The organism is Kribbella aluminosa (assembly GCF_017876295.1).
Classification (GTDB): Bacteria; Actinomycetota; Actinomycetes; order Propionibacteriales; family Kribbellaceae; genus Kribbella; species Kribbella aluminosa.
Map to the genome: position 1 here is coordinate 1,237,028 of NZ_JAGINT010000002.1, position 24,711 is coordinate 1,261,738.

The 24,711-nt window shown below is 70.0% G+C and carries 25 protein-coding genes and 3 tRNA genes; 14 read left to right on the top strand and 14 right to left on the bottom strand.

All coding sequences use genetic code 11. The annotated features are described in order from the left end of the window. Positions 1-25: 25 nt before the first annotated feature. The 4 genes from JOF29_RS27320 to JOF29_RS27335 form a co-directional block, all read right to left on the bottom strand. Positions 26-319 (bottom strand): hypothetical protein, encoded by a 294-nt coding sequence (locus JOF29_RS27320; protein ID WP_209697289.1) that lies wholly within the window; start codon positions 317-319, stop codon positions 26-28. 230 nt (positions 320-549) lie between these two features. Next, a tRNA-Phe gene (locus tag JOF29_RS27325) sits at positions 550-622 on the bottom strand. 48 nt (positions 623-670) lie between these two features. Further along, positions 671-747: transfer RNA gene (locus JOF29_RS27330), tRNA-Asp, on the bottom strand. 60 nt (positions 748-807) lie between these two features. Further along, positions 808-880: transfer RNA gene (locus tag JOF29_RS27335), tRNA-Glu, on the bottom strand. A gap of 93 nt (positions 881-973) precedes the next feature. On the opposite strand from JOF29_RS27335, the gene JOF29_RS27340 reads away from it, so the two are divergent. Then, entirely contained in the window at positions 974-1,315 is a 342-nt protein-coding gene (locus JOF29_RS27340; RefSeq protein ID WP_245360484.1) for a metallopeptidase family protein, read from the top strand. A gap of 120 nt (positions 1,316-1,435) precedes the next feature. Here JOF29_RS27340 and JOF29_RS27345 read toward each other — a convergent pair whose 3' ends face one another. Further along, complete coding sequence (locus JOF29_RS27345; protein ID WP_209697291.1) at positions 1,436-2,164, bottom strand: polyprenol monophosphomannose synthase; 729 nt, start codon at positions 2,162-2,164, stop codon at positions 1,436-1,438. A 63-nt stretch (positions 2,165-2,227) separates the two neighbouring features. Then, the gene (locus JOF29_RS27350; protein WP_209697292.1) at positions 2,228-2,608 is read right to left on the bottom strand and encodes an STAS domain-containing protein; all 381 of its coding nucleotides are present in this window, start codon (positions 2,606-2,608) and stop codon (positions 2,228-2,230) included. Positions 2,609-2,802: 194 nt separating this feature from the next. On the opposite strand from JOF29_RS27350, the gene JOF29_RS27355 reads away from it, so the two are divergent. Further along, positions 2,803-3,540: a DNA alkylation repair protein gene (locus JOF29_RS27355; RefSeq protein WP_209697293.1), complete on the top strand. Its 738-nt coding sequence runs from the start codon at positions 2,803-2,805 to the stop codon at positions 3,538-3,540. A 32-nt stretch (positions 3,541-3,572) separates the two neighbouring features. Here JOF29_RS27355 and JOF29_RS27360 read toward each other — a convergent pair whose 3' ends face one another. Beyond that, positions 3,573-5,051: an MFS transporter gene (locus JOF29_RS27360; RefSeq protein WP_209697294.1), complete on the bottom strand. Its 1,479-nt coding sequence runs from the start codon at positions 5,049-5,051 to the stop codon at positions 3,573-3,575. 5 nt (positions 5,052-5,056) lie between these two features. Beyond that, entirely contained in the window at positions 5,057-5,758 is a 702-nt protein-coding gene (locus JOF29_RS27365; protein WP_209697295.1) for a hypothetical protein, read from the bottom strand. Between the two features lie 223 nt (positions 5,759-5,981). Here JOF29_RS27365 and JOF29_RS27370 point away from each other — a divergent pair, with 223 nt between their 5' ends. The 3 genes from JOF29_RS27370 to JOF29_RS27380 are packed head-to-tail and all read left to right on the top strand — an operon-like array spanning position 5,982 to position 8,058. Next, positions 5,982-6,788: a DUF4397 domain-containing protein gene (locus tag JOF29_RS27370; RefSeq protein WP_307863727.1), complete on the top strand. Its 807-nt coding sequence runs from the start codon at positions 5,982-5,984 to the stop codon at positions 6,786-6,788. 20 nt (positions 6,789-6,808) lie between these two features. After that, on the top strand, positions 6,809-7,429 hold the full coding sequence (locus tag JOF29_RS27375; protein WP_245359502.1) for a class F sortase: 621 nt from the start codon (positions 6,809-6,811) through the stop codon (positions 7,427-7,429). Positions 7,430-7,440: 11 nt separating this feature from the next. Next, positions 7,441-8,058: an L-threonylcarbamoyladenylate synthase gene (locus tag JOF29_RS27380; RefSeq protein ID WP_209697297.1), complete on the top strand. Its 618-nt coding sequence runs from the start codon at positions 7,441-7,443 to the stop codon at positions 8,056-8,058. 3 nt (positions 8,059-8,061) lie between these two features. Here JOF29_RS27380 and JOF29_RS27385 read toward each other — a convergent pair whose 3' ends face one another. Beyond that, on the bottom strand, positions 8,062-8,709 hold the full coding sequence (locus JOF29_RS27385) for a nitroreductase family protein (RefSeq protein WP_209697298.1): 648 nt from the start codon (positions 8,707-8,709) through the stop codon (positions 8,062-8,064). A gap of 54 nt (positions 8,710-8,763) precedes the next feature. Here JOF29_RS27385 and JOF29_RS27390 point away from each other — a divergent pair, with 54 nt between their 5' ends. Beyond that, positions 8,764-9,411 carry a nitroreductase family protein gene (locus JOF29_RS27390; protein WP_209697299.1) on the top strand — a complete coding sequence of 216 codons (648 nt, stop codon included), beginning with the start codon at positions 8,764-8,766 and terminating at the stop codon, positions 9,409-9,411. Positions 9,412-9,483: 72 nt separating this feature from the next. Beyond that, the gene (locus JOF29_RS27395; RefSeq protein ID WP_209697300.1) at positions 9,484-9,633 is read left to right on the top strand and encodes a hypothetical protein; all 150 of its coding nucleotides are present in this window, start codon (positions 9,484-9,486) and stop codon (positions 9,631-9,633) included. A 78-nt stretch (positions 9,634-9,711) separates the two neighbouring features. Here JOF29_RS27395 and JOF29_RS27400 read toward each other — a convergent pair whose 3' ends face one another. After that, positions 9,712-10,203: a DNA polymerase ligase N-terminal domain-containing protein gene (locus JOF29_RS27400; RefSeq protein WP_209697301.1), complete on the bottom strand. Its 492-nt coding sequence runs from the start codon at positions 10,201-10,203 to the stop codon at positions 9,712-9,714. A 127-nt stretch (positions 10,204-10,330) separates the two neighbouring features. Between JOF29_RS27400 and JOF29_RS27405 the strand changes: the two genes are divergently transcribed. After that, a complete protein-coding gene (locus JOF29_RS27405) occupies positions 10,331-10,507 on the top strand; it encodes a hypothetical protein (RefSeq protein WP_245359504.1) in 177 nt (58 codons plus the stop codon). A gap of 61 nt (positions 10,508-10,568) precedes the next feature. On the opposite strand, the gene JOF29_RS27410 is transcribed toward JOF29_RS27405, so the two are convergent. Then, the gene (locus JOF29_RS27410; RefSeq protein ID WP_209697303.1) at positions 10,569-10,766 is read right to left on the bottom strand and encodes a hypothetical protein; all 198 of its coding nucleotides are present in this window, start codon (positions 10,764-10,766) and stop codon (positions 10,569-10,571) included. An 823-nt stretch (positions 10,767-11,589) separates the two neighbouring features. Here JOF29_RS27410 and JOF29_RS27415 point away from each other — a divergent pair. The 6 genes from JOF29_RS27415 to JOF29_RS27440 all read left to right on the top strand — a co-directional run bounded on the left by JOF29_RS27415 (position 11,590) and on the right by JOF29_RS27440 (position 21,942). Then, positions 11,590-14,028, top strand: coding sequence for an MFS transporter (locus JOF29_RS27415; RefSeq protein WP_209697304.1), 2,439 nt, complete (start codon positions 11,590-11,592; stop codon positions 14,026-14,028). 641 nt (positions 14,029-14,669) lie between these two features. Further along, positions 14,670-15,968 (top strand): SWIM zinc finger family protein, encoded by a 1,299-nt coding sequence (locus tag JOF29_RS27420; RefSeq protein ID WP_209697305.1) that lies wholly within the window; start codon positions 14,670-14,672, stop codon positions 15,966-15,968. Further along, positions 15,965-17,428 carry a DUF5691 domain-containing protein gene (locus JOF29_RS27425; RefSeq protein WP_209697306.1) on the top strand — a complete coding sequence of 488 codons (1,464 nt, stop codon included), beginning with the start codon at positions 15,965-15,967 and terminating at the stop codon, positions 17,426-17,428. The genes JOF29_RS27420 and JOF29_RS27425 overlap by 4 nt, the downstream gene beginning before the upstream one ends. Before the next feature lie 115 nt (positions 17,429-17,543). Continuing rightward, positions 17,544-18,623, top strand: a complete 1,080-nt coding sequence (locus JOF29_RS27430; RefSeq protein ID WP_209697307.1) for an ATP-binding protein — start codon at positions 17,544-17,546, stop codon at positions 18,621-18,623. Then, positions 18,620-20,800, top strand: coding sequence for a DUF5682 family protein (locus tag JOF29_RS27435; RefSeq protein WP_209697308.1), 2,181 nt, complete (start codon positions 18,620-18,622; stop codon positions 20,798-20,800). The genes JOF29_RS27430 and JOF29_RS27435 overlap by 4 nt, the downstream gene beginning before the upstream one ends. Then, a complete protein-coding gene (locus tag JOF29_RS27440; RefSeq protein ID WP_209697309.1) occupies positions 20,797-21,942 on the top strand; it encodes a VWA domain-containing protein in 1,146 nt (381 codons plus the stop codon). Before JOF29_RS27435 ends, JOF29_RS27440 begins: the two co-directional genes overlap by 4 nt. On the opposite strand, the gene JOF29_RS27445 is transcribed toward JOF29_RS27440, so the two are convergent. The 3 genes from JOF29_RS27445 to JOF29_RS27455 form a co-directional block, all read right to left on the bottom strand. Then, complete coding sequence (locus JOF29_RS27445; protein WP_209697310.1) at positions 21,943-22,287, bottom strand: YciI family protein; 345 nt, start codon at positions 22,285-22,287, stop codon at positions 21,943-21,945. It abuts the gene before it with no gap. Positions 22,288-22,392: 105 nt separating this feature from the next. Then, positions 22,393-23,562 carry a hypothetical protein gene (locus JOF29_RS27450; protein ID WP_245360494.1) on the bottom strand — a complete coding sequence of 390 codons (1,170 nt, stop codon included), beginning with the start codon at positions 23,560-23,562 and terminating at the stop codon, positions 22,393-22,395. After that, complete coding sequence (locus JOF29_RS27455) at positions 23,522-24,574, bottom strand: glycosyltransferase family 2 protein (RefSeq protein WP_209697311.1); 1,053 nt, start codon at positions 24,572-24,574, stop codon at positions 23,522-23,524. The genes JOF29_RS27450 and JOF29_RS27455 overlap by 41 nt, the downstream gene beginning before the upstream one ends. Positions 24,575-24,711: the final 137 nt, after the last annotated feature.

Here is a 24,711-nt window from a genome sequence, read left to right on the forward strand (position 1 = left end):
AGGAGGTCCTACAGCAGAACGTGGCCTAGTTGCGCAGTACGGCACCAATCGCAGAGCGACCGAGAAACAGGCTCGGCTCCTGGTCAACGAAGCCAGGCCGACGCCGCTCAATGCACTGATCAAGGTATGCCTTGAGGCGTTGGCGAGCCCCAAGCACCAGCAGGCGCCGGAACAGCTGTTGGCCGGCGCGAAGCGGGTCGATACGGGATCCGTGTTCACGACTGAGGTCGGTACGGCGATCGAGCCAGACAACCCGACGTCGTACCCGATCCGGAAGGCGGCTGAACTGGACGAGGTGCACTTCCACGATCTCCGGCACTCGTGCGTGACCTTGCTCCTAAGGCTGAAGGTGCCCCGCACATCGTGCAAACGATCGTGGCCACGCGGACGTCCAGGTGATCATCGCGGCGTACGCCATGCGCTGGAGGACCAGCGGCACGCGCTGAAACAGCTCGAGGGGATGGCTGCCGGACAGGTGCTGCTGTACTTGTTGCTGGACCAGCGGGAGGATCGGCGGATCTCAGACCGAGATCCACGCTCAAGAAAGGGTGGTCAGGGGCGGTCTCGAACCGCCGACCTTCCGCTTTTCAGGCGGACGCTCTACCAGCTGAGCTACCTGACCGGGAGAAAGTTCGGCGGCGGTGTTGTGGACACCGCCGCCTTCTTCTCCTGGCGACCCAGACGGGACTCGAACCCGCGACCTCCGCCGTGACAGGGCGGCACGCTAACCAACTGCGCCACTGGGCCTCAATGACTCGACGATCGTACAGCATCCTCGAGGTACTTCTTGCACCGGCCTTTCGGCCGTATCCCCAACGGGATTCGAACCCGCGTTACCGCCTTGAAAGGGCAGCGTCCTAGGCCACTAGACGATGGGGACTCGGACCCGCGGGAGCCGAAGCTCCAGGGACAGCCGTAAGCATAGAGGAGACCGCGCCAGCTTCCAAAACGGGATACTGGTGGGGTGATCGAGATGAGCCGGACCGACTTCGAGGGGCTGGTCGCGCAGGCGTTGGACGAGGTACCGGAGGAGTTGGCGGGGCTGATCGACAACGTGGCGGTGTTCGTGGAGGACGAGCCGCCGGCGGGGGATCCGGAGCTGCTCGGGATCTACGAGGGGATCCCGCTGACCGAGCGCGGGCACTACTACGGCGGCGTCCTGCCGGACCGGATCACGATCTACCGCAACCCGACGTTGAGGATCTGCGAGACCGTCGACGACGTGGTGGAGGAGGTGCACATCACAGTCGTGCATGAGATCGCCCACCACTTCGGCATCGACGACGAGCGGTTGCATCAACTCGGGTACGGGTAGGCCGGACGAGCCGGGGTGGGGCAGTCCGCCCGGAAGCACCCGATTCCGCCCGCGAACTCGAGCATCCGCGCCGGTCGGATGCTGGCGACCCAGGTCGATCTGATCCAGGTCCGACGAGGGTCAGGAGCGGGTGAAGAGGAGCTTCCAGGGCATGAGGGCCGACTCGAGTTGGACCTTGAGGGACATCTTGGAGACGCCCTCGGTGCGTTCCTCGAAGCGGATCGGGACCTCGGCGATCTTGAGGCCGCGCTTGACCGTCCGGTAGTTCATCTCGACCTGGAACGAGTACCCGTTGCTGGCGACCGACGCGACGTCGATCCAGCGCAGGGTGTCGGCCTTCCAGGCCTTGAAGCCGGCGGTGGCGTCCTTCACGTGCAGGCGCAGGATCGCGTTCACGTAGAAGTTGGCCCAGGCGGACAGCGCCCGGCGGTGCCAGCCCCATTCGGCCGCGGCGGAGCCGCCGGGGACGTACCGGGAGCCGATCACCACGCCGGCGTCGGTGGTCCGCAGCGTCTCGACCATGATCGGGACGACCGAGGCCGGGTGCGACAGGTCGGCGTCCATCTGGATGACGATGTCGGCACCCTCGTCGAGCGCGCGGGTGATCCCGGCGACGTACGCGCGGCCGAGGCCGTCCTTCACGGTCCGGTGCAGTACGCCGACCTTCTCCGGCGACTTCTTCGCCAGCTCGTCGGCGACGTCGCCCGTACCGTCGGGGGAGTTGTCGTCGACCACCAGAAGTTCCAGGCCGGGCAGGTTCAGGTCGGACAGCAGTCCGGCCAGCACAGGCAGGTTGTCCCGCTCGTTGTAGGTCGGTACGACGACCACGATCTTGGCTAGCTCACCCATGACTTTCCTTCGTCGGAGACACCGGAGGCTACCGCACCCGGTGGCCTCGAAGGTTCAACGACCTTACAAGTCCGCAAGTGCCTCGGTGGCGGTGCCGTAGATCCGGAACTGGCCGCCGAGGCCGGTGACGGTGAGCGGGCGGTCGACCGGGCGGCCGACGCCGACCAGTGCGAGCGTGATGTCGTGCTGGCCGGCGAGGTTGCGGGCCTCGACCAGGTTGCCGAGGCCGGCGGAGCTGCAGAACGTGACGGCGGACAGGTCGATCAGCACCAGCCGGGACGGCGGTGCGACCGCGGCCCGGATCGCCTCGGCGGCGAACTCGGTGCTCGCGATGTCGATCTCGCCGGACATCCGGACCATGAGCACGCCCGGTTCCAGCTCTTCGGTGACGGCATCGAACGTGGTCCTGATCATGCCGTCCCGCGGCTCTGGCTGGCTGGTCACGCGGGTATCTCCCCCGGGGTAGCGCCACGAACGCGGGTCCTGGCGGAAATGGAACTGCCCTGTTCTCACACCGTATGCCTGATGGCGCAGGCGTCACAACGGGTCTCGCGACGTTGGAACCCGGAGCGTGACCTACGGGACCTGCCGTGGTGTAGACAAGGCGGCATGGGCGTTCTCGACGGTAAAGCGCTGGTTTGAGTACCGCGCGACTACTCTCCGACGTCGACGCGGCCGCCGACCCGGCAGCTGCGCTGATCCTCGCGCGCTACTTCAAGCTGGGACCCGGCGAGTACGGTCACGGCGATCGGATGATCGGCGTCAAGTTGTCGACGATCCGCGGCATCCTCAAGCCGTACCTGCGTGCCGACCTGCCGCTGCCCGAGCTCGAGCAGGCGCTGACCAGCCCGGTGCACGAGCACCGCCTGACGATCCTCTGTCTGCTGGCCGACCGGGCGGCACGGGCGATCAAGCCGCGTACGGCGAACCCGGCCGAGCTGCAGGCGCTCTACGAGATCTACCTGCGCAGTACGGCGTACATCAACAACTGGGACCTGGTGGACTGCAGCGCTCCGCAGATCGTCGGCGGGTACCTGCTCGACAAGTCCCGGGACCCGCTGTACGAACTCGTCCGCTCGACGTCCCTCTGGGAACGACGAATCGCGCTGGTCGCCACGCAGTACCTGATCAACCAGGGCCAGAGCGCCGACACCTACAGGCTGTCCGCCGAGGTGCTCGACGATCGGGAGGACCTGATCCACAAGGCGTCCGGCTGGATGCTCCGCGAGGCCGGCAAGCGCGTCGACGAGGCCGAGCTGCGCGCGTTCCTCGACCGGTACGCCGGCCGGATGCCGCGCACCATGCTCCGGTACGCGATCGAGCGCCTCGACGCGGTCAGCCGCAGGCACTACCTGGCCGTACCGCGCGTCCGTTGAGCATTTGCCGCCAGCACCGATAAGTCGACAAATCAGTTCTTGCTGTCCGCGTACGGCGGGGCCTCCAGTGCGCAGTGCGGGTGGTGATGCACCAGGCCCGGACGTGCGCGCTCGCCGAGCGTGAACCAGGCGATCGCGCCGCCGGCCGCGGCCAGGACCGCGGAGATCACCAGGGCGTTCCCGAAGCCGTTGTGGAAGGCAGCCGGATTGCGGTACGCGTCGCCGGTGATACCGGCCGCTATCGGGATCGCGGCGACCGCCATCAGCTGAGCCGACCGGGCGACCGCGTTGTTCACCCCGGAGGCGACCCCCGCGTGGTGGTCCTCGACCGACGACAGCACGGTTGCGGTCAGCGGCGCGACGGTCGAGACGAGTCCGAGTCCGAGCAGTACGACGGCCGGAAGTACGGCGGTCACGTAGTTCGAGCCGGTGTCGATCCGCAGCATCAGCAGGAACCCGCCGGCCATCAGCACCGGCCCGACGGTCATCGGGATGCGTGCGCCGATCCGGTCCGACAGCCCGCCGGCGTACCCCGACAGGCCGAGCATCAGCGCGGTCATCGGCAGCAGCGACGCGCCCGCCCAGAGCGCCGAGTAGTGCAGCGCCGTCTGCAGGTACACCACGACCAGGAACGTCGCCGTACCGAGGGCGCCGTACACGACGACCGTGACCAGGTTCGCTCCGGTGAAGCGGAGGTTGGCGAAGATGCTCGGCGGCAGCATCGGGTGCGAGCCGCGCCGCTCGACCTCGACGAACGCGACGAACGCGAGGACGCCGATCACCAGGCTGGTGAGGACGATCGGGTCGCCGAAGCCGTGGTCGCCGGCGCTGATCAGGCCGTACGTCAGCCCGGCGAGACCGACGGTCGCGAGGATCGCGCCGGTGAAGTCGAGTCTGCCGGCGGCCTCCTCGTCGCGGGTCTCGGGTACGTGCCGGAGCGTCACGACGACGGTCACCAGCGCGAGCGGTGCATTGATCAGGAAGATCAGCTGCCAGTACCCGCTGTCGACCAGGGTGCCGCCGACGAACGGTCCGACGGCCGCCGCGACCGACGTCAGGCCGGACCACATGCCGACCGCCTTGCCGCGGTCGGAGTGCCGGAACGTGGTCTGCAGGATCGCCAGGCTGCCCGGCGTCAGCAGCGCGCCGCCGATGCCCTGCAGGACCCGGCCGGCGATCATTACCTGGAGGTTCGGCGCGACCGCGCACACCACCGAGGCCGCCGCGAACCAGATCACCCCGGCGACGAACGTCCGCCGGCGGCCGAGCCGGTCGCCGAGCGAACCGCTGAGCAGCACCAGCGAGGCGAGCATCAGCATGTACCCGTTCACGATCCACTGCAGACCGGCCATGTCGGCGTTCAGGTCCTTGCCCATCGCGGGGAGTGCGACGTTCACGACGGTCCCGTCCAGGAACGCCATCCCCGACCCCAGCGCGGTCGCGGCCAGCACCCATCGACCGCGGGCCGTGCCCAGCGCGATCTGCCCCTCAGCCGGGGGCTCAGTAGTCATAGGGCTCAGCGTGGCAGATCGAGCTGGAGTACGACGAGGGCCTTCCCGGCCGGGATGTCCGGACGGACCGTCAACCGGGCAGGATCCCCGACCGCGCAGCGCGGTTCGGCGAGAAGTGGGCAGATCGCGTTCAGCAGCCCGCTCGTCACCGTGACATCCGTCGGCAGCGACCCGTCGGCGCTCGCGGTCAGCGGGCGAATGGCCGCGCCGGCCCGCCCGGTCTGCGACGGCGTCGCCAGGACGGCCGAGCCGGACAGCCGATACGTCAACCGGAACCGGGTGGCCGCGACCGTCAGCGGGATGTCGCCGGACGCCGAGAGCGTGGTGTTCTCGATCGGCACCGACTGGTCGTCGGCGACCACGTTCAGGTTCGTCACCCGCGGCTTCGTCGGCGACATCATGCCGGGCAGCTGGTCGCCGGACGCGGGCAACTGGAGCGGCAGCATGTCCGTGGCCGCCGGCAACCTCAGATTCTCGGTGATGTCGAACGATCCGTCCGAGCGCGGTACGACGGTCAGTTCGATACCCGGTGTGGTCGACCCGGGGCCGGGAGTGCTGGTGGTCACCGTTCGCGGTGCGGCCGGCTGCGCGCTGCTCAGCCCCGGACTCGGTGACGTCGGTCCGAAGGCACCGTTCGAGCAGGCTGTGGTCGCGCTGTACCCCAGCGCCAGCGCGACCACCGCCAGACATCGGACCCCTGCCCGCACCTGTCGGCACCCCCCAGATACAAGACCCGTGCGTCCCCTGGTGGCCGGGCCGAAGTGGATTTAGGATACGCCCGAATTCGCAGGGGCGGGTGAATTCGTTCGCTATTTCCAAGGTATGAAGTGGGGGAGAAAAATGCGGGAACGGGACGTGTCCGGGCAATCTCGGACAGTGCACAAAAATGTTTCGAGAATTCCAGGTCCGGTAATTCGGAGAGTGCTTCCGGTGTTGCTCGCGGCGATCGTCGCGGTGGCGCCGGCGGTGGTCGCCGGGCCGGCCGTGGCGGCGACCGGCGCCAACCTGTACTTCGTCCAGGGTCTGCCGGGGCGCAGCCTGGACATCAGTGTGGACGGCCGTCAGGTGGCCGCTGGGGTGGCCGGTGGGAAGCTGATCGGGCCGTTCGGGGTGGCGGCCGGGAAGCGGATGATCACCGCGAAACAGGGCGGCAAGATGGTGATCCAGCGAGAGGTCACGGCGGGCTCCGGGGCGAGCCTGGACGTCGTCATTCATCAGCCGGTGACGCCGAGCGGCGCGCCGCTGCTGACCACGTACGCGAACAAGTTGACCGGCGTACCGAAGGACAAAGCCGGATTGCGGGTCGCGCACGATGCGGCGGTCGGTCCGGCCGACATCCGGGTGAACGGAAAGGTACTTTTCCAGAACGTCGCGAACGGGGAATCGCTGGACGTGGTGGTGCCGGCCGGGACGTACCAGGTCGAGATCGTGCCGACCGGCGCGACCTCACCGGTCGTGCTCGGTCCGCTGGCGCTGCCGGTGAAGGCCGGCTATCTGACCCGGGTGTTCGCGATCGGTGCCCCGAGCCAGAAGACGATGACCGTTGCGCTCGGCACGATCAAGGTTCCGGCCACCGGGTCGGACAAGCCGCGGGTGGTGAACACCGGCACCGGCGGACAGGCGGCAGAGCTCGACCAGGCGCAGAGCTCTGCCGGTCAGTCGGGGCTGTGGGTCGTGGTGCTGCTTGCCGCGCTCGCGTTCGCCGTCGGCGTCGGCCGGAAGGCGGTCCGTCGCTGAAACGGCGCCTGCTCGGCACGATGCTGTGCTGTCTCGCCCTGGCCGGTTGTGCGGCCGGGGCGAGCGGCGCGGTACCGGCACCTACGCCGGCATTCGCCTTCCACACCACGGGTACGCCGCCGCAGCCGACCACCAGGTTGTCCGCGCCGCCGGGGCGGATCGGTACGCCCGCGCCGAGTCAACGGGTGCGATTCGTGCCGCAGTTGGTCGTACTGCCCGGTGGTACGCACGCATCGGTGCTCACGGCAACGACCGTCGACGGGCTGCTGCAGGTGCCGGCGAAGGCGCAGAACGTCGGGTGGTGGGACGGCGGCGCCGAGGCCGGTGACCCGTACGGCTCCGTGGTGCTCGCCGGGCACGTCGACACGAAGACCGAGGGCCTCGGGTACTTCGCCCGGCTGCGCGACGTACGGCCGGGTGAAGTCGTCGTACTGCGTGGATCCGGGCACACGGCGTCGTACCGGGTGGTGTCGGTCGCGGCGGTCCGGAAGGACGCGCTGGCGACGACGAGCGGGGCGTTCAGCCAAACGGTTGACCATCGGCTGGTGCTGATCACCTGCACGGGTGCGTACGACGCGTCCCGCGGCGGATACCAGGACAACCTGGTGGTGATCGCGGAGCCCACCGGCCCGGCGCAGTAGGCTCGACCGCCATGGCCAGGTATTTCGACATCCATCCCGAGAACCCTCAGCGGCGGTCGATCGGGCAGGTGGTGGACCTGCTGCGTGAGGACGGGCTGATCGCGTACCCGACCGACTCCTGTTACGCGCTCGGCTGCCAGCTGGGCAACCGGGACGGCATCGACCGGATCCGCAGCATCCGGCACCTGGACGACCGGCACCACTTCACGCTGGTCTGCGAGAACTTCGCGCAGCTCGGGCAGTTCGTGCACATCAGCAACGCGGTGTTCCGCTCGATCAAGGCGGCCACACCGGGCAGCTACACGTTCATCCTGCCGGCCACCAAGGAGGTCCCGCGCCGCCTGCTGCACCCGAAGAAGAAGACGGTCGGCGTGCGGATCCCGGACCACGTCATCACCCAGGCGCTGGTCGCAGAGCTGGGCGAGCCGCTGGTCTCCAGCACGCTGCTGCTGCCCGGTCACGAGGAGCCGATGACGCAAGGCTGGGAGATCAAGGAAGAGCTCGACAACCAGATCGACGCGGTCATCGAGGGCGAGGTCGGTACCGAACCGACGACCGTCGTCGACTTCTCCGACGACGTCCCCGAGGTGGTCCGGGTCGGTGCCGGCGACCCGACCCCGTTCGAGTAGGACCTACCACCGGTCCCAGTGCAGGACCTGGTCGCGCGGGACCCGCTTGGCCGGGCGGAAGTCGGTCCCGATCGTGAACGCCAGCGGGAGGAACGCGGCGAGCATCACCTCGTCGTAGGGCACCCGGAGCACGTCCGCGAGTTCCCGTTCGAGCGGCCCCTGGGCGGTGGTCCAGACCGTGCCGAGTCCGCGCTCGCGGGCGGCGAGCATGAAGCTCCAGACAGCCGGCAGGATGGACCCCCAGGTCCCCGCCTGTACGGTCGCCGACGCGCGATCGGTCCGCCCCTCCACGGCCGGGATCACGAACGCCGGCACCTGATGGATGTTGTCCACCAGGTATCGCAGGCTGTCGAACACCCGCTCCGTCGACCGGGCGTGATGATTCATCCGCCGTACGTCGTCCGCACTCAACGGCTGTCCCGGCGCCTCGGTGACGGCCCGCCGGAAGATGTCCGCGACCGCCCGGCGTTGCGCGTCCTCGGTGACCACCAGGAAGTGCCAGCGCTGCCGGTTCCGCCCGGTCGGCGCCTGGGTGGCGAGGTCGACGCACTCCTCGATCAGCCTGCGCGGCACCGGCCGGGTGAAGTCGAGCCGCTTCCGCACAGCGCGGGTGGTGGACAGGACTTCGTCGGCGGACAGGTTCAGACCCATCGAAACCATCCTTTAGTAGATAATCTGCTGTAGAACTACTGTAGACTGCTGTGCGTGGCTTACACACTCGACCTGAACCCCGACGAGCTGCTCACCACGACGCGGACCGTGCGGAAGCGGCTCGATCTTGAGCGGCCGGTGCCGATGGAGCTGATCCGGGAGTGCCTCGAGATCGCGCTGCAGGCGCCGTCCGGGAGCAACCGGCAGACGTGGCACTGGCTGGTGATCACGGATGCCGAGAAGCGTGCGGCGGTCGGTGAGTACTACCGGCGTGCCGTCGAGCAGTACCTGGCCGGTCCCGGCGCGGCCGGGAAGCTGCACGCGGAGGACCCCGAGCGTGGGCCGGTGCAGCGTCGGGTGGGCGACAGCGTGGCCTACCTGGGCGATCGGATGGGGCAGGTGCCGGTGCTGGTCCTCCCATGCCTGCAGGCGAAGAAGCTGCCCGCGGGGAACCAGTCCGGCCTCTGGGGCTCGATCTTGCCGGCAGCGTGGAGCTACATGCTCGCCGCCCGCGCTCGTGGCCTCGGTACGGCGTGGACGACGCTGCACCTCACCTACGAGCAGGAAGTGCAGGAGCTGCTCGGTCTACCGGAGGACATCCGGCAGACGGTGCTGATCCCGACCGCGTACACGATCGGGACCGACTTCAAACCCGCACCACGTCAGCCGCTGGACGACGTACTGCACATCGACGGCTGGTAATCCGTACCGCACCTCCAGCTCCGCGAGCTGCGGGCCGTGACCGGAGCCGCTGGCGTTGAGTAGGTGCGGGGTGTGGATCCACTGCAGCGGACCGGCGTCCTGGTAGATCTGGATGAAACGATCAAACGACTGCCAGCCGACGTTGTAGTTGCCCGCAGCATCGATCGTGGTGTTCGGGATCAGCAGCGCCTGGAAGTCCGCGAACTCGCGCAGCCGGCGTAGACGCCGGGGGTCGCGCCGGCCGGGACGTGGACGCTCTCACGGTACGGCTGGGTGACGTTCGCGGCCGGGAGCGGGAGCTCAGGTGGCGGCCATCTCCTCGATCGTGAGGCCGCTGAGCACCGAGCGCGGTTCGGCGACGGTCAGGTCGAGGCCCGGGTCGGCGTCCGCGTCCTTCACCTTGACCAGCAGCCAGTCGCCGCCCGTCCTCGTGAAAGCCCAGGCGCCGTTGAGTTTCACGCCGTGCAGTTGCACTTTCAAGTGCCCGCGCTCGATCGCCTCCGCGGGGTCGACGAGCCGGTGCCGGTCGTCGCGGGTGAGGTTCGTGTAGACGCCGGCGTCCCAGACGATCACCGCACCGCTGCCGTACTGCGCGTCCCGGTGCACGCCCTCGTACGACGCGTACTCCAGATCGTGGTCCGAGGTGAACACCGCGAGCCGCTTCACCACCGGATCCAGCGACGGCCCGCGCGGCACCGCCCACGACTTCAGCACCCCGTCCACCTCCAGCCGCACGTCGTAATGCAGCCGCCTGGCATCGTGCAGTTGCACAGCGAAGATGGGCTTGAACATGAGGCTCCGTACGAATTCGAGTTACCGCTAACGGTCTGTCAGGTTGCGGTTGTAGGCTTGCGTCTGGTTGGGAAACCAGCCCCACAAACCCTCCTCCATCATCCGCCCCTGTCCAGAAGCAGGTGCCATGCCCGTAGCCTCCTCACCGGCGCGGCCGATCGCCGTTCAGATCCTGATCGGCGGCCGCTGGATCGCCGGCCAGGAGCTGGGTCGCCGGACCGGGACGGCCGGGACCGACGAGATCCTCGTCAGTCACCACGGCCATCTCGTCTGGGTCGACCACAGCTCGGTCCGCGAGTCCTGACAGCTGAAAGCCCTTACCTTAAAGGCTTTTCAGCAAAGAGCTTTCGCAATCAGGTTGCCGATTACACGTAGTCGTGGGCGAACCTGATCGTTCGCTCCACCTCCGTGTCGGTACCGACCGGGCAGAACAGGAACTCCGTCGTACCGGCGTCCTTGTACCGCTGCAGCTGCTTGGCCACTGCCGCCTCGTCGCCGACGACCGCGGTGTCCTCAGGTCCCGCAGTGCCGCCACGATCGAGGACAGCGCGGTACGCCGGCATCGAACCCGCGGCGCCGTAGTGGTCCCGGATCCAGGCGCGGGTCGCGTCCGGGTCGTCGGCTCACCGGTGAGCAGCGGACCGAGCGCCTCGAGGTACTCGCGCATGTACGCCGCGGGGCGGTCCATCGACAGCCCGAGCACCCCCTCGACCAGGTGCGAGTGGCTCGAGCCGACGCCGAGCCGTCCTCGCCGCCGTCGACCAGGCCTCCGAAGTCGCCGCCTCCCGGGCGTCGGGCGCGTCTGGGGTCCTCCGCATAGGCACTGCCCCGGGCCCCCCGCTCGCGCCTGGAACGTGGCCTGACCATCCTCCGCACCCGGACGCCCAACCTCGACGTACAAATCAGTTCTGGGACTACAGCCGGATACCTGACCGCGCTGCGTTCGGGGGAACTCGACGTCGCGTTCGTCCGCGGAGAGGTGGCCGCGGCCGAGGGTGCGCTCTGGATGGGTCCGTTCGCACCGGCGCTCAGCGCACCCGGCCAGTTGGTGGTCGCCGACGGGCACTGCCTGGACACCCTGATCGCGGCGTTCGGCTGAGAAGGTCTCCGGCGGGCCCTGACAGCTCCGCCGGAGACCGGAGTGTTGATTACTCAACAAGCACCGGATCGTACGGGGGAAATCCAGTTTCGAGGAGGGCCCGTCTCATAATTCATCCGACGAGCGTTTGATGGCTCCCGGTGAACAGTTGCTGACGGCGCGGGATTAAAGTTGGTAGTTGCAACCAAATATCGGGCTGGGTGAGGGCAAACGCCGGCCGTTTCCGCCTCGGAGCAGTGCACCCCACTGCCCCGGTCGTCGCGTTCCCGCCGTACGAACGGAAACTGATGTCTGCCACCCAGACCCGCCACCCAGACCAGCCGGCCACACCCGCCGGCCACCCCACCCCCTACCGCTCCCGGTACGCCGAGCCGGAGCACGCACCCACCGCCGCGCCACCGCCGCCGTCCGGCAACCCCGAGCTCTCGCACCGGGAGATCCTGGAGATCCTCGCCGGGCTGCTCGCGGCACTGTTCACCGCGGTGCTCAGCTCGACGATCGTCAGCAACGCGCTGCCGACGATCATCGCGGACCTCAAGGGTTCGCAGACGCAGTACACCTGGGTGGTCACCGCCAGCCTGCTCGCGATGACCGTGTCCACACCGGTGTGGGGCAAGCTGTCCGACCTGATCAGCAAGAAGCTGCTGGTCCAGCTCGCGATCGTCGCGTTCGTGATCGGCTCGATGCTGGCCGGCGTGTCCCAGAACGTACCGTTCCTGATCGGTGCCCGGGTCCTGCAGGGGCTCGCGATGGGCGGCCTGATGGCGCTCGCGCAGGCGATCATCGGTGCGGCGATCCCGCCCCGCAACCGCGGCCGGTACTCCGGGTACATGGGCGCCGTGATGGCGCTCGCGACCGTCTCCGGTCCGCTGGTCGGTGGCGTCATCGTCGACACCTCGTGGCTGGGCTGGCGCTGGTGCTTCTACGTCTGCGTACCGCTCGCCGTGGTGTCGCTGATCGTGCTGCAGAAGTTCCTGCACCTGCCGCTGGTGAAGCGCAAGGTCAAGATGGACTACCTGGGCGCGCTGCTGATCGCGGGCGCGGCCAGCCTGCCGCTCATCTGGGTGTCGTTCGCGGGCGAGCACTTCCCGTGGTGGTCGTGGCAGACCGGCGCGTACCTCGGCGGTACGGCGCTGCTCGCGATCCTGGCCGTGGTGGTCGAGACGCACGCGAGTGAGCCGCTGGTCCCGGTGCGGGTCGTTCGCGAACGGACGACGGCGTTGGCGATCCTCGCGAGCCTCTCGGTGGGGATCGCGATGTTCGGCAGCGCGGTGTTCCTCGGGCAGTACTTTCAGGTCGCCCGCGGGTACAGCGCCACCGAGGCGGGGCTGCTGACGATCCCGATGATGTTCGGGTCGTTCCTCGGGTCGGTCGGGTCCGGGCAGCTGATCACCCGGTTCGGGAAGTGGAAGCGGTACCTGGTGATCGGCGGGTTCTGCCTGACCGCGGGGCTCGGCGTCCTCGGGACGATCGACCACGAGTCGCCGTACTGGTACGTCGGCCTCGGGATGCTCGCGATGGGCATCGGCATGGGGATGACGATGCAGAACCTGGTGCTCGCGGTGCAGAACACCGTCGACGTCAGCGAGGTCGGGGCGGCCGGCGCGACCGTGACGTTCTTCCGCAGCCTCGGTGGTGCGGTCGGGGTGTCCGTGCTCGGCGCGGTGCTGGCGACCCGGGTGACGAACCTGATCGCCGAGCACCTGCGCGAGCTCGGCCCGGGCGCGGCCGCGGCGGCGCAGGGCGGGTCCGGGAGCGTGCTGGACGTGAACTCGCTGCCGGCGCCGGTGCAGGCGATCGTGCGGCACGCGTACGGCGATGCCACCGGGCGGATCTTCGTGATCGCTGCCGGAGCTGCGGCGGTGAGTCTGCTGGCGGTGCTGTTCATCCGGGAGGTGCCGCTTCGTCGTACCGTCGCGATGAGTGCGTCAGCCGACGGCTCGCCCGACGCTGACGCTGGCGAACTCGGCAGCGCGGGCGCGGCGTCGTACCGGGAGACCGTCGCCGACGATCCGGCGGAGCGCGCCGCGGTGGTTGCGCTGGACGTGATCACGTCGGCGGAACGTACGGCGCGGGAACGTGAACGCGAGGCCAGCGAGCGGGTGCAGGCGGCGGCGACCACGATCCGCCAGATGCGGACCGACGTCGCTGACCTGTTCACCCGGGTCGACCAGCAGATCGCCGAGCTGGAGAACACGCTGCCGGACGCGGAGATCCCGCAGCCCGCGGCGGCGATCCTCGACTCCCAGCGCCCCGCCGGCGAACTCGTCGACGAACTCCGCCGGTACGAGCTGAGCGTCCTCAGCGCGAGCCAGCGGACGGCCGACCACCTCCGCGAAACCGCCCGGACCGACGCCGACTCCGTCCGTACCACCGCCCACGCCGACGCCGAACAGGTCCGTACGACGGCCAACGCCGAGGCCGACCACGTCCGGACCAGCGCCCGCGCCGAGGCCGAACAGGTCCGTACGACGGCCCGCGCAAAGGCCGACAACCTGCTGGCCGAGGCCCGCGCCGAGGAACAGGAGATCCGCACCCGGATCGCCGAGCTGGAAGCCGTCGAACACCGCCTCCTCACCACCATCCGCGACGGCCTCTCCGAAACCCCCCGCCCACCCGCCGCCCCCACCCGAACCCCCGACCCCACCCCGGCGAACCCCACCCTCGCCCCCGCCCAAGGCAACGGCTACCCCGACGAAGCCCAACACCGCCAACCCTTCGGCTAACCCCCGCCGGGTCCACCCACCAGGCCCGCCCGGTCCACGGCTGGGTCCGCCCGCCGGGTCCACGGTCGGGTCCACCAGCCGGGGCCGCCCACCGGGCCCGTCCGCCCGGTCCGGCCGACCCCGGCCCCACAGCCGGGTCCACGCCGCCGGGTCCGCCCGCCCGGTCCACGGCCGGGTCCGCCCGTCGGATCGACCCGCCCGGTCCCTCACCCTGTCGGGTCCGCCCGGTCCGGCTCCACCGCTGGGGCCTGGGCCGACGCGACTTCGTCGAGTCGTGGTGAATGGTCCTGGTGGTGTTCGGCGAGTCGTGGAAATCGGGTGCTCAGCCTGAATCCGTGGAGGGCAGGGTCGCCTCTGAGCCGGAGCGGCTCGCCCCCCGTGCGGCAGACACGATGTGAGAGGTTCACCCATCAGGTTGCCCCTTCACCAATGGTGTGCGGTAGGTGAACGGGCAATGTGCGAGGTGAACCCCTGAAGTTGCGGCCGGTTTGGCACACCTCGGCTGCCTGGACGGCCGACCGCCACGGATCTGAGCTTCGGCGTGCTCCGGCGGAGCCTCGATCCACGACTCGGCGACCGGTCGGCCAAGCGCGGGTGGGTGGGGTGGGAGGATTTGGGGGACGGGTTGTGGGAGGAGTGGTGTGGGGTTGTGGGACGTGGAGCAGGTGCTGGGGCTGGCGTCTGATGCTGCGTCCGCGAAAGCCGGGCAGGGGTTGGCTCGGCGGGAGAAGTGGTCGGGGGCCGGTGCGACGGAGCGTGCGGTCTGGGGGTTGTGCCAGGGGAGCGGGAAACAGCCGTACCAGACGGCCGTCGAGCTGACCGGGCCGGCGTACAAGTGCTCCTGTCCGTCGCGGAAGTTCCCGTGCAAGCACGCCCTCGGGTTGATGCTGCTGCTGGCGTCGGACGGTGTCCCGCCCGGAGACGAGCCCGACTGGGTGACCACCTGGCTCGAGCAGCGGACCGAGCGCGCCGAGCGGGTGGAGCGGAAGCCAGGTGAGGTCGCGGATCCGATCGCGGCGCAGGAGCGGGTCGCCCGGCGGGCGGATCGGGTGTCGGCGGGCCTCGCGGAGCTGGCCGGGTGGCTGGACGACCAGGTACGCCAAGGCCTCGGCGGGTTCGACCAACGCGCGTACGGCGAACTGAACCGGCTCGCCGCGCGCATGGTCGACGCCCAGGCCCCAGGAGTAGCAGGAGCGGTACGGAGAGCCGCAGGCGTCGTCGGCCGCGGCCACGGCTGGCCCGGCGAACTCCTCGAAGAGCTCTCGCTCATCCACCTGATCGTCGCCGCCCACGCGCGCCTCGCCGACCTCCCGCCGTCGCTCGCGGATACCGTCCAGTCGCGGATCGGCTGGCCGACCGAGACCGCCCGCGTACGGCTGGAAGGCGAGCAGGTCCAGGACGACTGGCTGATGCTCGGCCGCGTGGTCGAACCCGACGACCGGCTCACCCTCCGCCGCGTGTGGTTGCGCGGGGCAACAACCGGGCGGATCGGCCTGATCCTCACGTACGCCGCCGCCGGCCGGCCGCTCGACCCGCTGCCGGCCCGACCGGGTGAGTTCGTCCCGGGCACGCTCGCGTTCTACCCCGGTGCGCTCCCGATGCGGGCGCTCCTCACCCAGACCGACCAGCGCGGGCAGGCACCGCGCCCGCACGGTCATACGGTCCACCAGGCCCTGACGTCGTACGTCGAATCGCTCGCCGCCGATCCGTGGAACGAGCGCTGGCCGCTCGTGCTGTACGACGTACGCCCCGCGCGTCACGGCGACGGGTGGGCGCTCGTGGACGAGGCCGGTGACGGGCTGGAGATCCTGCCGGGCTGGGATCCGCTGAAGCTGCTCGCGGTCTCGGCCGGCGATCCGATCACCGTCGCCGCCGAGTGGAACCGGGCCGGCCTGCGCCCGATGACGTGCTGGCGCGACGATCGGCCGGTGACGCTGTGAAGGGTTGGGACGGGCTGGTCAGCTCGGTGCTGCTGGGGACCGATCGGCGACCGGCGGACTTCGACGAGTTACCGGAGTACGTGCGGGAGCGGCTGGGTGACGGTGGCCTCCTGGATGCTGCTGCGTTGGCGACCGTCTACAAGCGGGCCGGGCGCAAGCCGTTGCGGGAGCTGACGCCGTTGGAGCCCGCGGGTGGCGAGGATCGGCCGTTGCCGAGGCCGGGTGCGGTACGGCGGCTGGCGGCGATGCTGGGCGGGTTCCAGACGGCCGCCCTGGGCGAGTGGTTGCGTACGGCGGAGGCGAACGGATGGGGTGTTCCGCCTGAGCATTTGCCGGCGCTGGCCGACTACGCCCGGAATCGCGCCGAGTACCGGCCGTTGGTGATCGCGGCGGCCGGGCGGCGGGCGCGGTGGCTCGCGGAGTTGAACCCCGAGTGGCGGTTCCTGCACGCGGCCGATGCCGAGAGCAACGATCCGGAGTTGTGGACGCATGGGAACGCGATCCAGCGTCGGGCCTGGTTGCTGGGGCTGCGGCGGCGGGAGCCGGGGGCGGCGCGGGCGGAGCTCGCGGAGGTGTGGCCGAACGAGTCGGCTGCCACGCGGGCGGACTTCCTCGGGCTGTTCGCCGAGGGGTTGTCGCTGGCGGACGAGGAGTTCCTGGAGACGGGACTCGATGATCGTTCGCGGGAGGTACGGCGGGTGGCGGCGCGGATGTTGGCGCGGTTGGCGGAGGCGCAGTACGGCGTACGGATGACCGAGCGGCTGCGTTCGCATTTGGTGGAGAGCCAGGGGGTGCTGGCGGTCGACCTGCCGCGGAGTCTCACGGCGTCGATGGAGCGCGACGGTCTTGATTCCCAGAACCCGGAGGGCGTCGGCAAACGGGCCTGGTGGTTCCATCAGATCGTGGCCAACACACCTCTGTCAGCAATGCACCTCACCTGGCTCGAGACTCCTGTCGAGGGCTGCGCCCCCGAAGTACTCCAGTCGGCCTGGACCGAAGCCACAGTCCGCGAAGGAGCAGCGGCCGCCGCGCGCCCGTCCGCCGAGCCGGCGGAGGCGGACGGCGGGGAGGCGTTGGCGAGCCGCTGGGCGCGGGCGTTGCTGCTGGCGAACGCCAACACCGGGAGCCGGAATCCTGCTGAGTTGTTGCGGTTGTTGCCGCCCGTCGAGTGGGCTCGGGCGGTGGAGGTGATGCGGGGCAGTGTGGATGTCGCCGAGTTGGTGGGTGGGCTGCCGGTGCCGTGGCCGCCGGAGCTCGCGAGGATGATTCTCGATCAGCTGGTCCGGGTCGGTACCAACCGTGCCTGGGCGCGGCTGGCAAGCATCGCGGCCCGCGCGGTGCCGCCCGACGTACTCGACCATCCGATCACCCGCGACCCGACCGGCGACGAGGACACCTGGCGCCGCCGCCTCGTCGAAACCCTGACCTTCCGCCATGAAATGCACGAGGAGCTGACATGACAGTGCTGATGCCGCGACTCCGTCGCGGCGGGTCATGGGGCTTTGGCTCCTGGTCTTCCCTCGTCGCTCCGGTCGCTTCGCTCCCTACGCTCCTCAGTCCAGACCAGGAGGCCCCATGACCGAGGTACTGCGCCCGCACGCGGAAGTCGAGTATGCCGACGAGTTGCAGGCTCTGCGGGCGAGCGACGACAAGCCGCGGCCGCCCGCCTGGCAGCTGTCGCCGAGTGCCGTCGTCACGTACCTGCTCGGCGGGAAGGCCGGCAGCATCGAGATCTCCCCGAAGTACGTCGGCCCGCGCCGGCTGGTCGAGGTCGCGGTCGCCACCCTCGCGACGGATCGCGCACTCCTGCTGCTCGGCGTACCGGGCACCGCGAAGACCTGGGTCAGCGAGCACCTCGCGGCCGCGATCAGCGGCGACTCCACGCTGCTCGTGCAGGGTACGGCGGGCACCGCGGAGGAGGCGATCCGGTACGGCTGGAACTACGCCCAGCTGATTGCCCAAGGCCCCAGTGAGGCCGCGCTGGTGCCGAGCCCGGTGCAGCGCGCGATGACCGAGGCGAAGATCGCCCGGATCGAGGAACTGACCCGGATGCCGTCCGACGTCCAGGACGCGCTGATCACGATCCTGTCCGAGAAGACGCTGCCGATCGCCGAGCTGGCCACCGAGGTCCAGGCCCGCAAGGGGTTCAACGTCATTGCCACAGCCAACGACCGGGACAAGGGCGTCAACGAACTGTCCAGCGCACTCCGCCGCCGCTTCAACACCGTCGTACTGCCGCTGCCGGACTCCGCCGAGGACGAGGTGGCGATCGTGGCCCGCCGGGTCGCGCAGCTCGGGTCCGCGCTCGAGCTCCCGCAGCCCGACGACGCGCTGGACGAGATCCGCCGGGTGGTGACGATCTTCCGCGAGCTCCGCTCCGGACGGACCGAGGACGGCCGGACCGCGGTCAAGTCGCCGTCCGGCACGCTCTCCACCGCGGAGGCGATCAGCGTCGTCACCGGCGGTCTCGCACTCGCCGCGCACTTCGGTGACGGAGTACTGCGGCCGGCCGACGTCGCGGGCGGCATCCTCGGCGCGGTCGTCAAGGACCCGTCGGCGGACCGGGTCGTCTGGTCGGAGTACCTCGAGACCGTGGTCCGCGAACGCGACGACTGGGCCCCGTTCTACCGGGCCTGCCGAGAGATCTCCGGATGACCGTTCATCTGTTGGGGATCCGGCATCACGGGCCCGGGTCGGCGCGCGCGGTGGCCGCGGCGCTGGCCGGGATCCGGCCGGACATCGTGCTGATCGAGGGGCCGCCGGAGGCCGACAAGATCGTCGAGCTGGCGGCGTCGGAGGAGATGGAGCCCCCGGTCGCCTTGCTCGCGTATGCCGTCGACACCACGGACGACTCGACGCGGGCGGCGTTCTGGCCGTTCGCAGTGTTCAGCCCGGAGTGGCAGGCGATCAGGTACGGGCTGGCGGCGGGTGTTCCGGTACGGTTCTGCGATCTGCCGGCCGCGCAGCAGTTCGGCTCGTCGGGCGGGCGGTCTGCGGCCGCGATGGACCCGCTCGCGACGCTGGCCGCGGCCGGTGGGTACGACGACCCGGAGCGCTGGTGGGACGACGTGATCGAGTCGCGGCGGGACGGTGCCGAGCCGTTCACGGTGATCGCGGACGTGATGCGCGAGCTCCGGCACGGCGAGGACGCGGTGGGGCGTGAGGCCCAGCGCGAGGCGTACATGCGCACCGTGCTGCGGAAGGTGCAGAAGGAAGGGTTCGAGAAGATCGCGGTTGTCTGCGGCGCCTGGCACGTTCCGGCGCTGGAGCTTCCGTTGCCGCCGGCAACACATGACCAGCGGATCCTGAAAGGCCTGCCGAAACGGAAGATCGCCTGCACCTGGGTGCCCTGGACGCACGGCCGGCTGGCCGCGACCAGCGGGTACGGCGCCGGCATCACGTCGCCCGGCTGGTACCACCACCTGTTCACCGCGCCGGACCAGATCACCGCACGCTGGCTCTCCAAGGTCGCCCAGGTACTGCGCGCCGAGGACTTGCCGGTGTCGAGCGCGCACGTGATCGAGGCGGTCCGGCTCGCGGATACGCTGGCGGCGTTGCGCGAACGCCCGCTCGCGGGGCTGAGCGAAGTCACCGAGGCCACGCGGGCCGTGCTCTGCGGCGGGAACGACGTACTGCTGGATCTCGTGACCCGGGAGGCGGTCGTCGGCGAGCTGCTCGGGTCGGTGCCCGGTGCGACACCACAGGCGCCGGTGGCGGCGGACTTCGCGGCGCAGGTCCGCCGGTTGCGGATGAAGCGGGACGCGGCGGAGCGCGTGATCGAGCTCGACCTGCGGAAGCCGAACGACGTGGAGAAGTCCCGGCTCCTGCACCGGTTGCGGATCCTCGGCGTCGACTGGGGTGTGCCGGCCATGGACGAGCGCCGCGCGCAAGGTACGTTCCGCGAGCTGTGGCGGCTGGCGTGGGACCCGGGGCTCGAGGTCGAACTCGTCGCGGCCGGCGCCCACGGTACGACGGTGCTCGGCGCCGCGACGACCGTGATGCTGAAGGCGGCGGACTCGACCACGCTGGCGGACGTCACGGCCGCGTTGGAGAAGTCGCTGCTCGCCGACCTCGCGGACGCGCTGCCGCCGCTGCTGCAGGGCATCGACAGCCGCGCCGCGGCCGACGCCGACGTCGGACACCTGATGGCGGCTCTCCCTTCGCTGGCCCGCGCTTCGCGGTACGGCGACGTCCGCGGGACCGATACCGCCGGGCTGGCCGCGGTCGCGGGGCGGATGGTCTCACGGGTCTGCGCGGGCCTGGCGCGGACGGTTCACGGGCTGGATCCGGATGCCGCTTCCGCCGTACAGGAGCTGATCGACGGCGTGCAGGACGCGACGGCGCTGCTGGCCGAGGGCGTACGGGCGGAGTGGCTGAACACCCTGCAGGGGTTGAGCGATCGGGCCTCGGTGCCGCCGTTGATCCGCGGGCGGTTGACGCGGCTGATGCTGGACACCTCGCGGTTGCCGGACGGCGAGGTCGCGCTGCGGCTCGGGCGGTCGTTGTCACCCGGTACGGCGACGGCGGACGCGGCCGGGTACGTCGAGGGATTCCTGGCCGGCGGCGGGTTGTTGCTGGTACACGACGAGCGGTTGCTCGCGCTGGTGGACGCGTGGCTGGGCGGGATCCCGGACGACGCGTTCGTGGAGGTGCTGCCGTTGCTGCGGCGTACGTTCGGGACGTTCGCGGCGCCCGAGCGGCGGACGATCGGTTCCCGGGCGCGGGTGCTCGCCGATCCTGGTTCAGCTGTTGTTGCCGACGACAACGACCTGGACGCCGAACTGGCCGCGACCGCGTTGCCAGTGGTGGCGCAACTGCTGGGGGTCTCATGAGTGAGGAACGTCTTCGCCGCTGGCGGCTCGTGCTGGGCGCGGAGGCCGAGGAGGAGACCGGTACGACGCTTTCCAAGGCCGACCAGTCCGTCGACGCCGCGTTGGCCGCGTTGTACGACGCCGGCGAGAGCTCGGGTACGCAGCGGGCCGCCGGGCTGGGGTCGTCGGCGCCGCGGGTGGCGCGCTGGCTGGGGGACATCCGGCAGTACTTCCCGAGCACCGTCGTCCAGGTGATGCAGCGGGACGCGGTCGAGCGGCTCGGGATCACCCGGATGCTGATGGAGCCGGAGCTGCTCGGCGCGGTCGAACCCGACGTACATCTGGTGTCCACGCTGCTCGCGCTCAACGAGGTGATGCCGGAGGAGACCAAGCAGACCGCGCGCGAGGTCGTCGGGCGGGTCGTCGCGGAGCTCGAGGCGCGGCTGGCGGAGCGGACCCGGGCCGCGGTGACGGGCGCGCTCGACCGGGCCGGGCGGACGTCGCGGCCGCGGCACTCGGACATCGACTGGGACCGGACGATCCGGGCGAACCTCAAGCACTTCTCGCCCGCGCTCGGCACGATCGTGCCGGACCGGCTGGTCGGGTACGCGCGCCGCAACCACAGCGTTCAGCGGGACATCGTGCTGGCGATCGACCAGTCCGGGTCGATGGCCGAGTCGGTCGTCTACGCGTCGCTGTTCGGCGCGGTGCTCGGGTCGATCCGGACGCTGCGGACGTCGCTCGTCGTGTTCGACACCGCGGTCGTGGACCTGACCGACCGGCTGGAGGACCCGGTCGACGTACTGTTCGGGACGCAGCTGGGCGGCGGGACGGACATCAACCGGGCGCTCGCGTACTGCGAGGAGCTGGTCACGAAGCCGGCCGACACGGTCCTGGTGCTGATCTCGGACCTGTACGAGGGCGGCGTACGGGAGGAACTGCTGCGGCGGGCGCGTTCGCTGGTGGAGTCCGGCGTCCAGGTGATCGCCCTGCTGGCACTCGCGGACTCAGGCACCCCGTCGTACGACGCCGAGAACGCCGCCGCGCTGGCCGACCTCGGCGTACCGGCCTTCGCCTGCACCCCCGACCAGTTCCCCGACCTGATGGCCGCCGCAATCCGCCACGAAGACATCACCACCTGGGCAGCCACCAACATCACCTAGCTAACCGGCGATCTCGAGGATGTCGATCGGCGTGTGCGGGTCGGCCTCGGCGAAGCGGAGGGCCCAGTGGATGGCTTCTTCCTTGGAGTCGACGCGGATGATCGAGACGCCGGCGACGAGTTCCTTGGTCTCCGCGAACGGGCCGTCGATCACCCGCGGCTGACCGGGCGCCGGGAACGTCACGCGGGCGCCGCGGGAGCTCGGCATCAGGCCCTCGCCGAGCACCAGGACGCCGGCCTGGCGCATCTCCTCCAGGACCGCGTCGGCGCGCTCCAGGATCTCCGGATCCGGCGGGTTCCCGGCTTCCAGGTTGTCGTTGGTCTTGTGCAGCAGCATGTACCTCATGGCGCCGACCTTACTGCCGCAGCGTGGACGCCCAGGCAGGCACAAGCCCTGGTTCGAACGTTCGAACGGTCGCGCCAGGCGGGTTGTGCCTGCATCCAGGTCCGGCTACACCCGCGGAAGGTCGCTCGGCGCGTAGTAGCTGCCTGGGTCGTCGCACGCCGGCGCCTCCGTGAGCTGGGCCGGGTCCCGCAGCAGGAGCGCGTGGCCCTTGGTGATCGCGGGGTCCAGGTACTCGTGGCCGGGCAGGTCCGCGACCGCCGTACGGCAGCCGAGCGCCATCCCCTCGAAGAGCGCCGTGGTCGAGACGCCGACCTGGTACGTCGCGGTCGCGAGCAGGTCGAGCGTGCTGCCGCCGGTCGACAGTTGTACGCCGGGCGGGATGGCGTAGTCGGCGGGGCGTTCGCTCGGATGCAGGCGGTACAGGACCTCCAGCTCGGGGTGCTGCCGCGCGACGGCCTCGGCCACCCGGATCAGCTCGGTACCGATCGTGCCCTGCGAGAGGAAGACCACCCGGTCCTGCTTCGGGGCCGGCGCCGGGAGGAACGGGGCGCCCGTGACCTTGGTGCGCATGCCGGCCGGGAGGTCCGCGACGTCGGTCCAGTACGACCCGAAGCACCACAGCTCGTCCGGCTGATCCGCCACGTCCGGCCGGCCGGGGTAGCTGTACCCGAGGTGGAACGGGCTGATCGCGCCGTGCTGCAGCTCGACCACCCGGATCCCGAGATCGCGGGCCGCACCAACGATGTGCTGGTGGAAGTACGCGACCACAAGGTAGACGGTCTCGATCCGGTGCTTCTTCAGCAGCGCACGGTAGAGCGCGCGCAGCCGCAGATGCTTCGGCACCTCGCGGGCGAGCAGCGCCCCGATCGGGACCCGGACACCGGTGAGTTTCTCCAACGCGTCCGCGGCGCCCCGGTCGTCGACCGTACCGCGGTGCACCGCGCCGGCCGCCGACGTGAAGAAGTCCAGGTTCTTGCTGCCGGGCAGCGGTACGCCGTTGATCCCCGAGTCCAGGATCAGCGCGCGGTCGCCGAGCAAGGTCCGGAGTTCGTCGGTGTAGATCTCGACACCGTTCGGTTTCCGCGGGTGCGGGACGACCAACGCGTCGTACCGGCCGGGGAACGGGCTGCGGGTGACCACTCCGGCCACGTGCCGCGCGACGAGGGCAGCCTTGCCGGACGGCGTCCGGCGTACCGGATGGGGAGCTCCGTGGATGCCGCTGCGGCGGGTCAGCTCATGGAAGACGCGCATCCGGATGATCGGCCAGGGATGCATCCCCTTGAGCTGCCACGTCAGCAGCTCCAGGCTCTTCTCCACCGTCCAGATCGCCTCGCACAGCTCCGCCACCGTCGGCCGAACCGTGCCGTTCCCGGTACTCGTCATGGTTGATCCCAACTATCCCGGCGAGACTTCCGACGCCCGAGAAGAACCGGCGGACTGCCTTCAGCAGGTGCGTCTTCCGGCCGAGCAGCAGCCCGGCGAGGGCGAGCCCGAACGCGGAGATCACCCGGGCCGAAGCATAGGCCAGCACCAGTACGTAGCTGATCGCGCCCGGGCGGATCAGCAGCCGGCTGATCGTGTCACCGCTGCCGGACCGGAACGCCCGCCGGACCAGCCAGGCCAGCGTGGTCCGGCCGACGGGGACGTCCTCGGCGATACACGCCTCCTCGCACCAGACGATCCGGAACCCGGCGCGGTGCACCCGCAGGAAGAAGTGCAGGTCGCTGGAGCCGGTGTAGCGGAACGCGGGGTGGAACCCGGGCGTGACCGCGTGGTACACGCGGCGGCTGACCAGCGTGTTGTTCGTGTACGCCTTGCGGAGCTCCTCGCCGGTGGTGTGCCGGCCGGTCGAGTCGTGGACGTCGCTGTAGTGGTTCCACGCCGGAGCGCCGGCCGGGAGGTTGCCCTTCACCGGTCCGGTGACAACGTCGGCGCCGGTGGACTCCCACGCCTTCAGCAGCGTCGCCAGCCAGCCGGGCGGCGCCACTTCGTCGTCGTCCACGAAGACCAGCGCGTCGTCGTTCCAGCACAGCTCGACCGACCGCTCCCGGGCGAAGGGGATCCCCGGCTCCGCCTCCACCACCGACTCGATCGGGTACGGCGTACCCTCGCCGAACTCCTCCAGCACCCGCGCCGCCGACCCGTCCGCGTCGTTGTCCACCACGACGATCCGGATCGAGTAGTCCGCGTCCGCCGGCAACTCCTGCGCCTGCAAACTCGTCAGCAACCCCCGCAACAGAGCAGGTCGCCTGAAGGTAATCACCGCAATGGCGACGCAGGTGCTCATGGCGCCCGAGACTATCGGTCTCCACCAGCATCCACCCAGTCACAGAGTGCATCGAGCCCCCGCATGTGGGTTTCCCCACGCCCGGGTCGTTCACACACCAGACGGCCAGCCTCCCACCCGACGTGCCGGGCCTACGC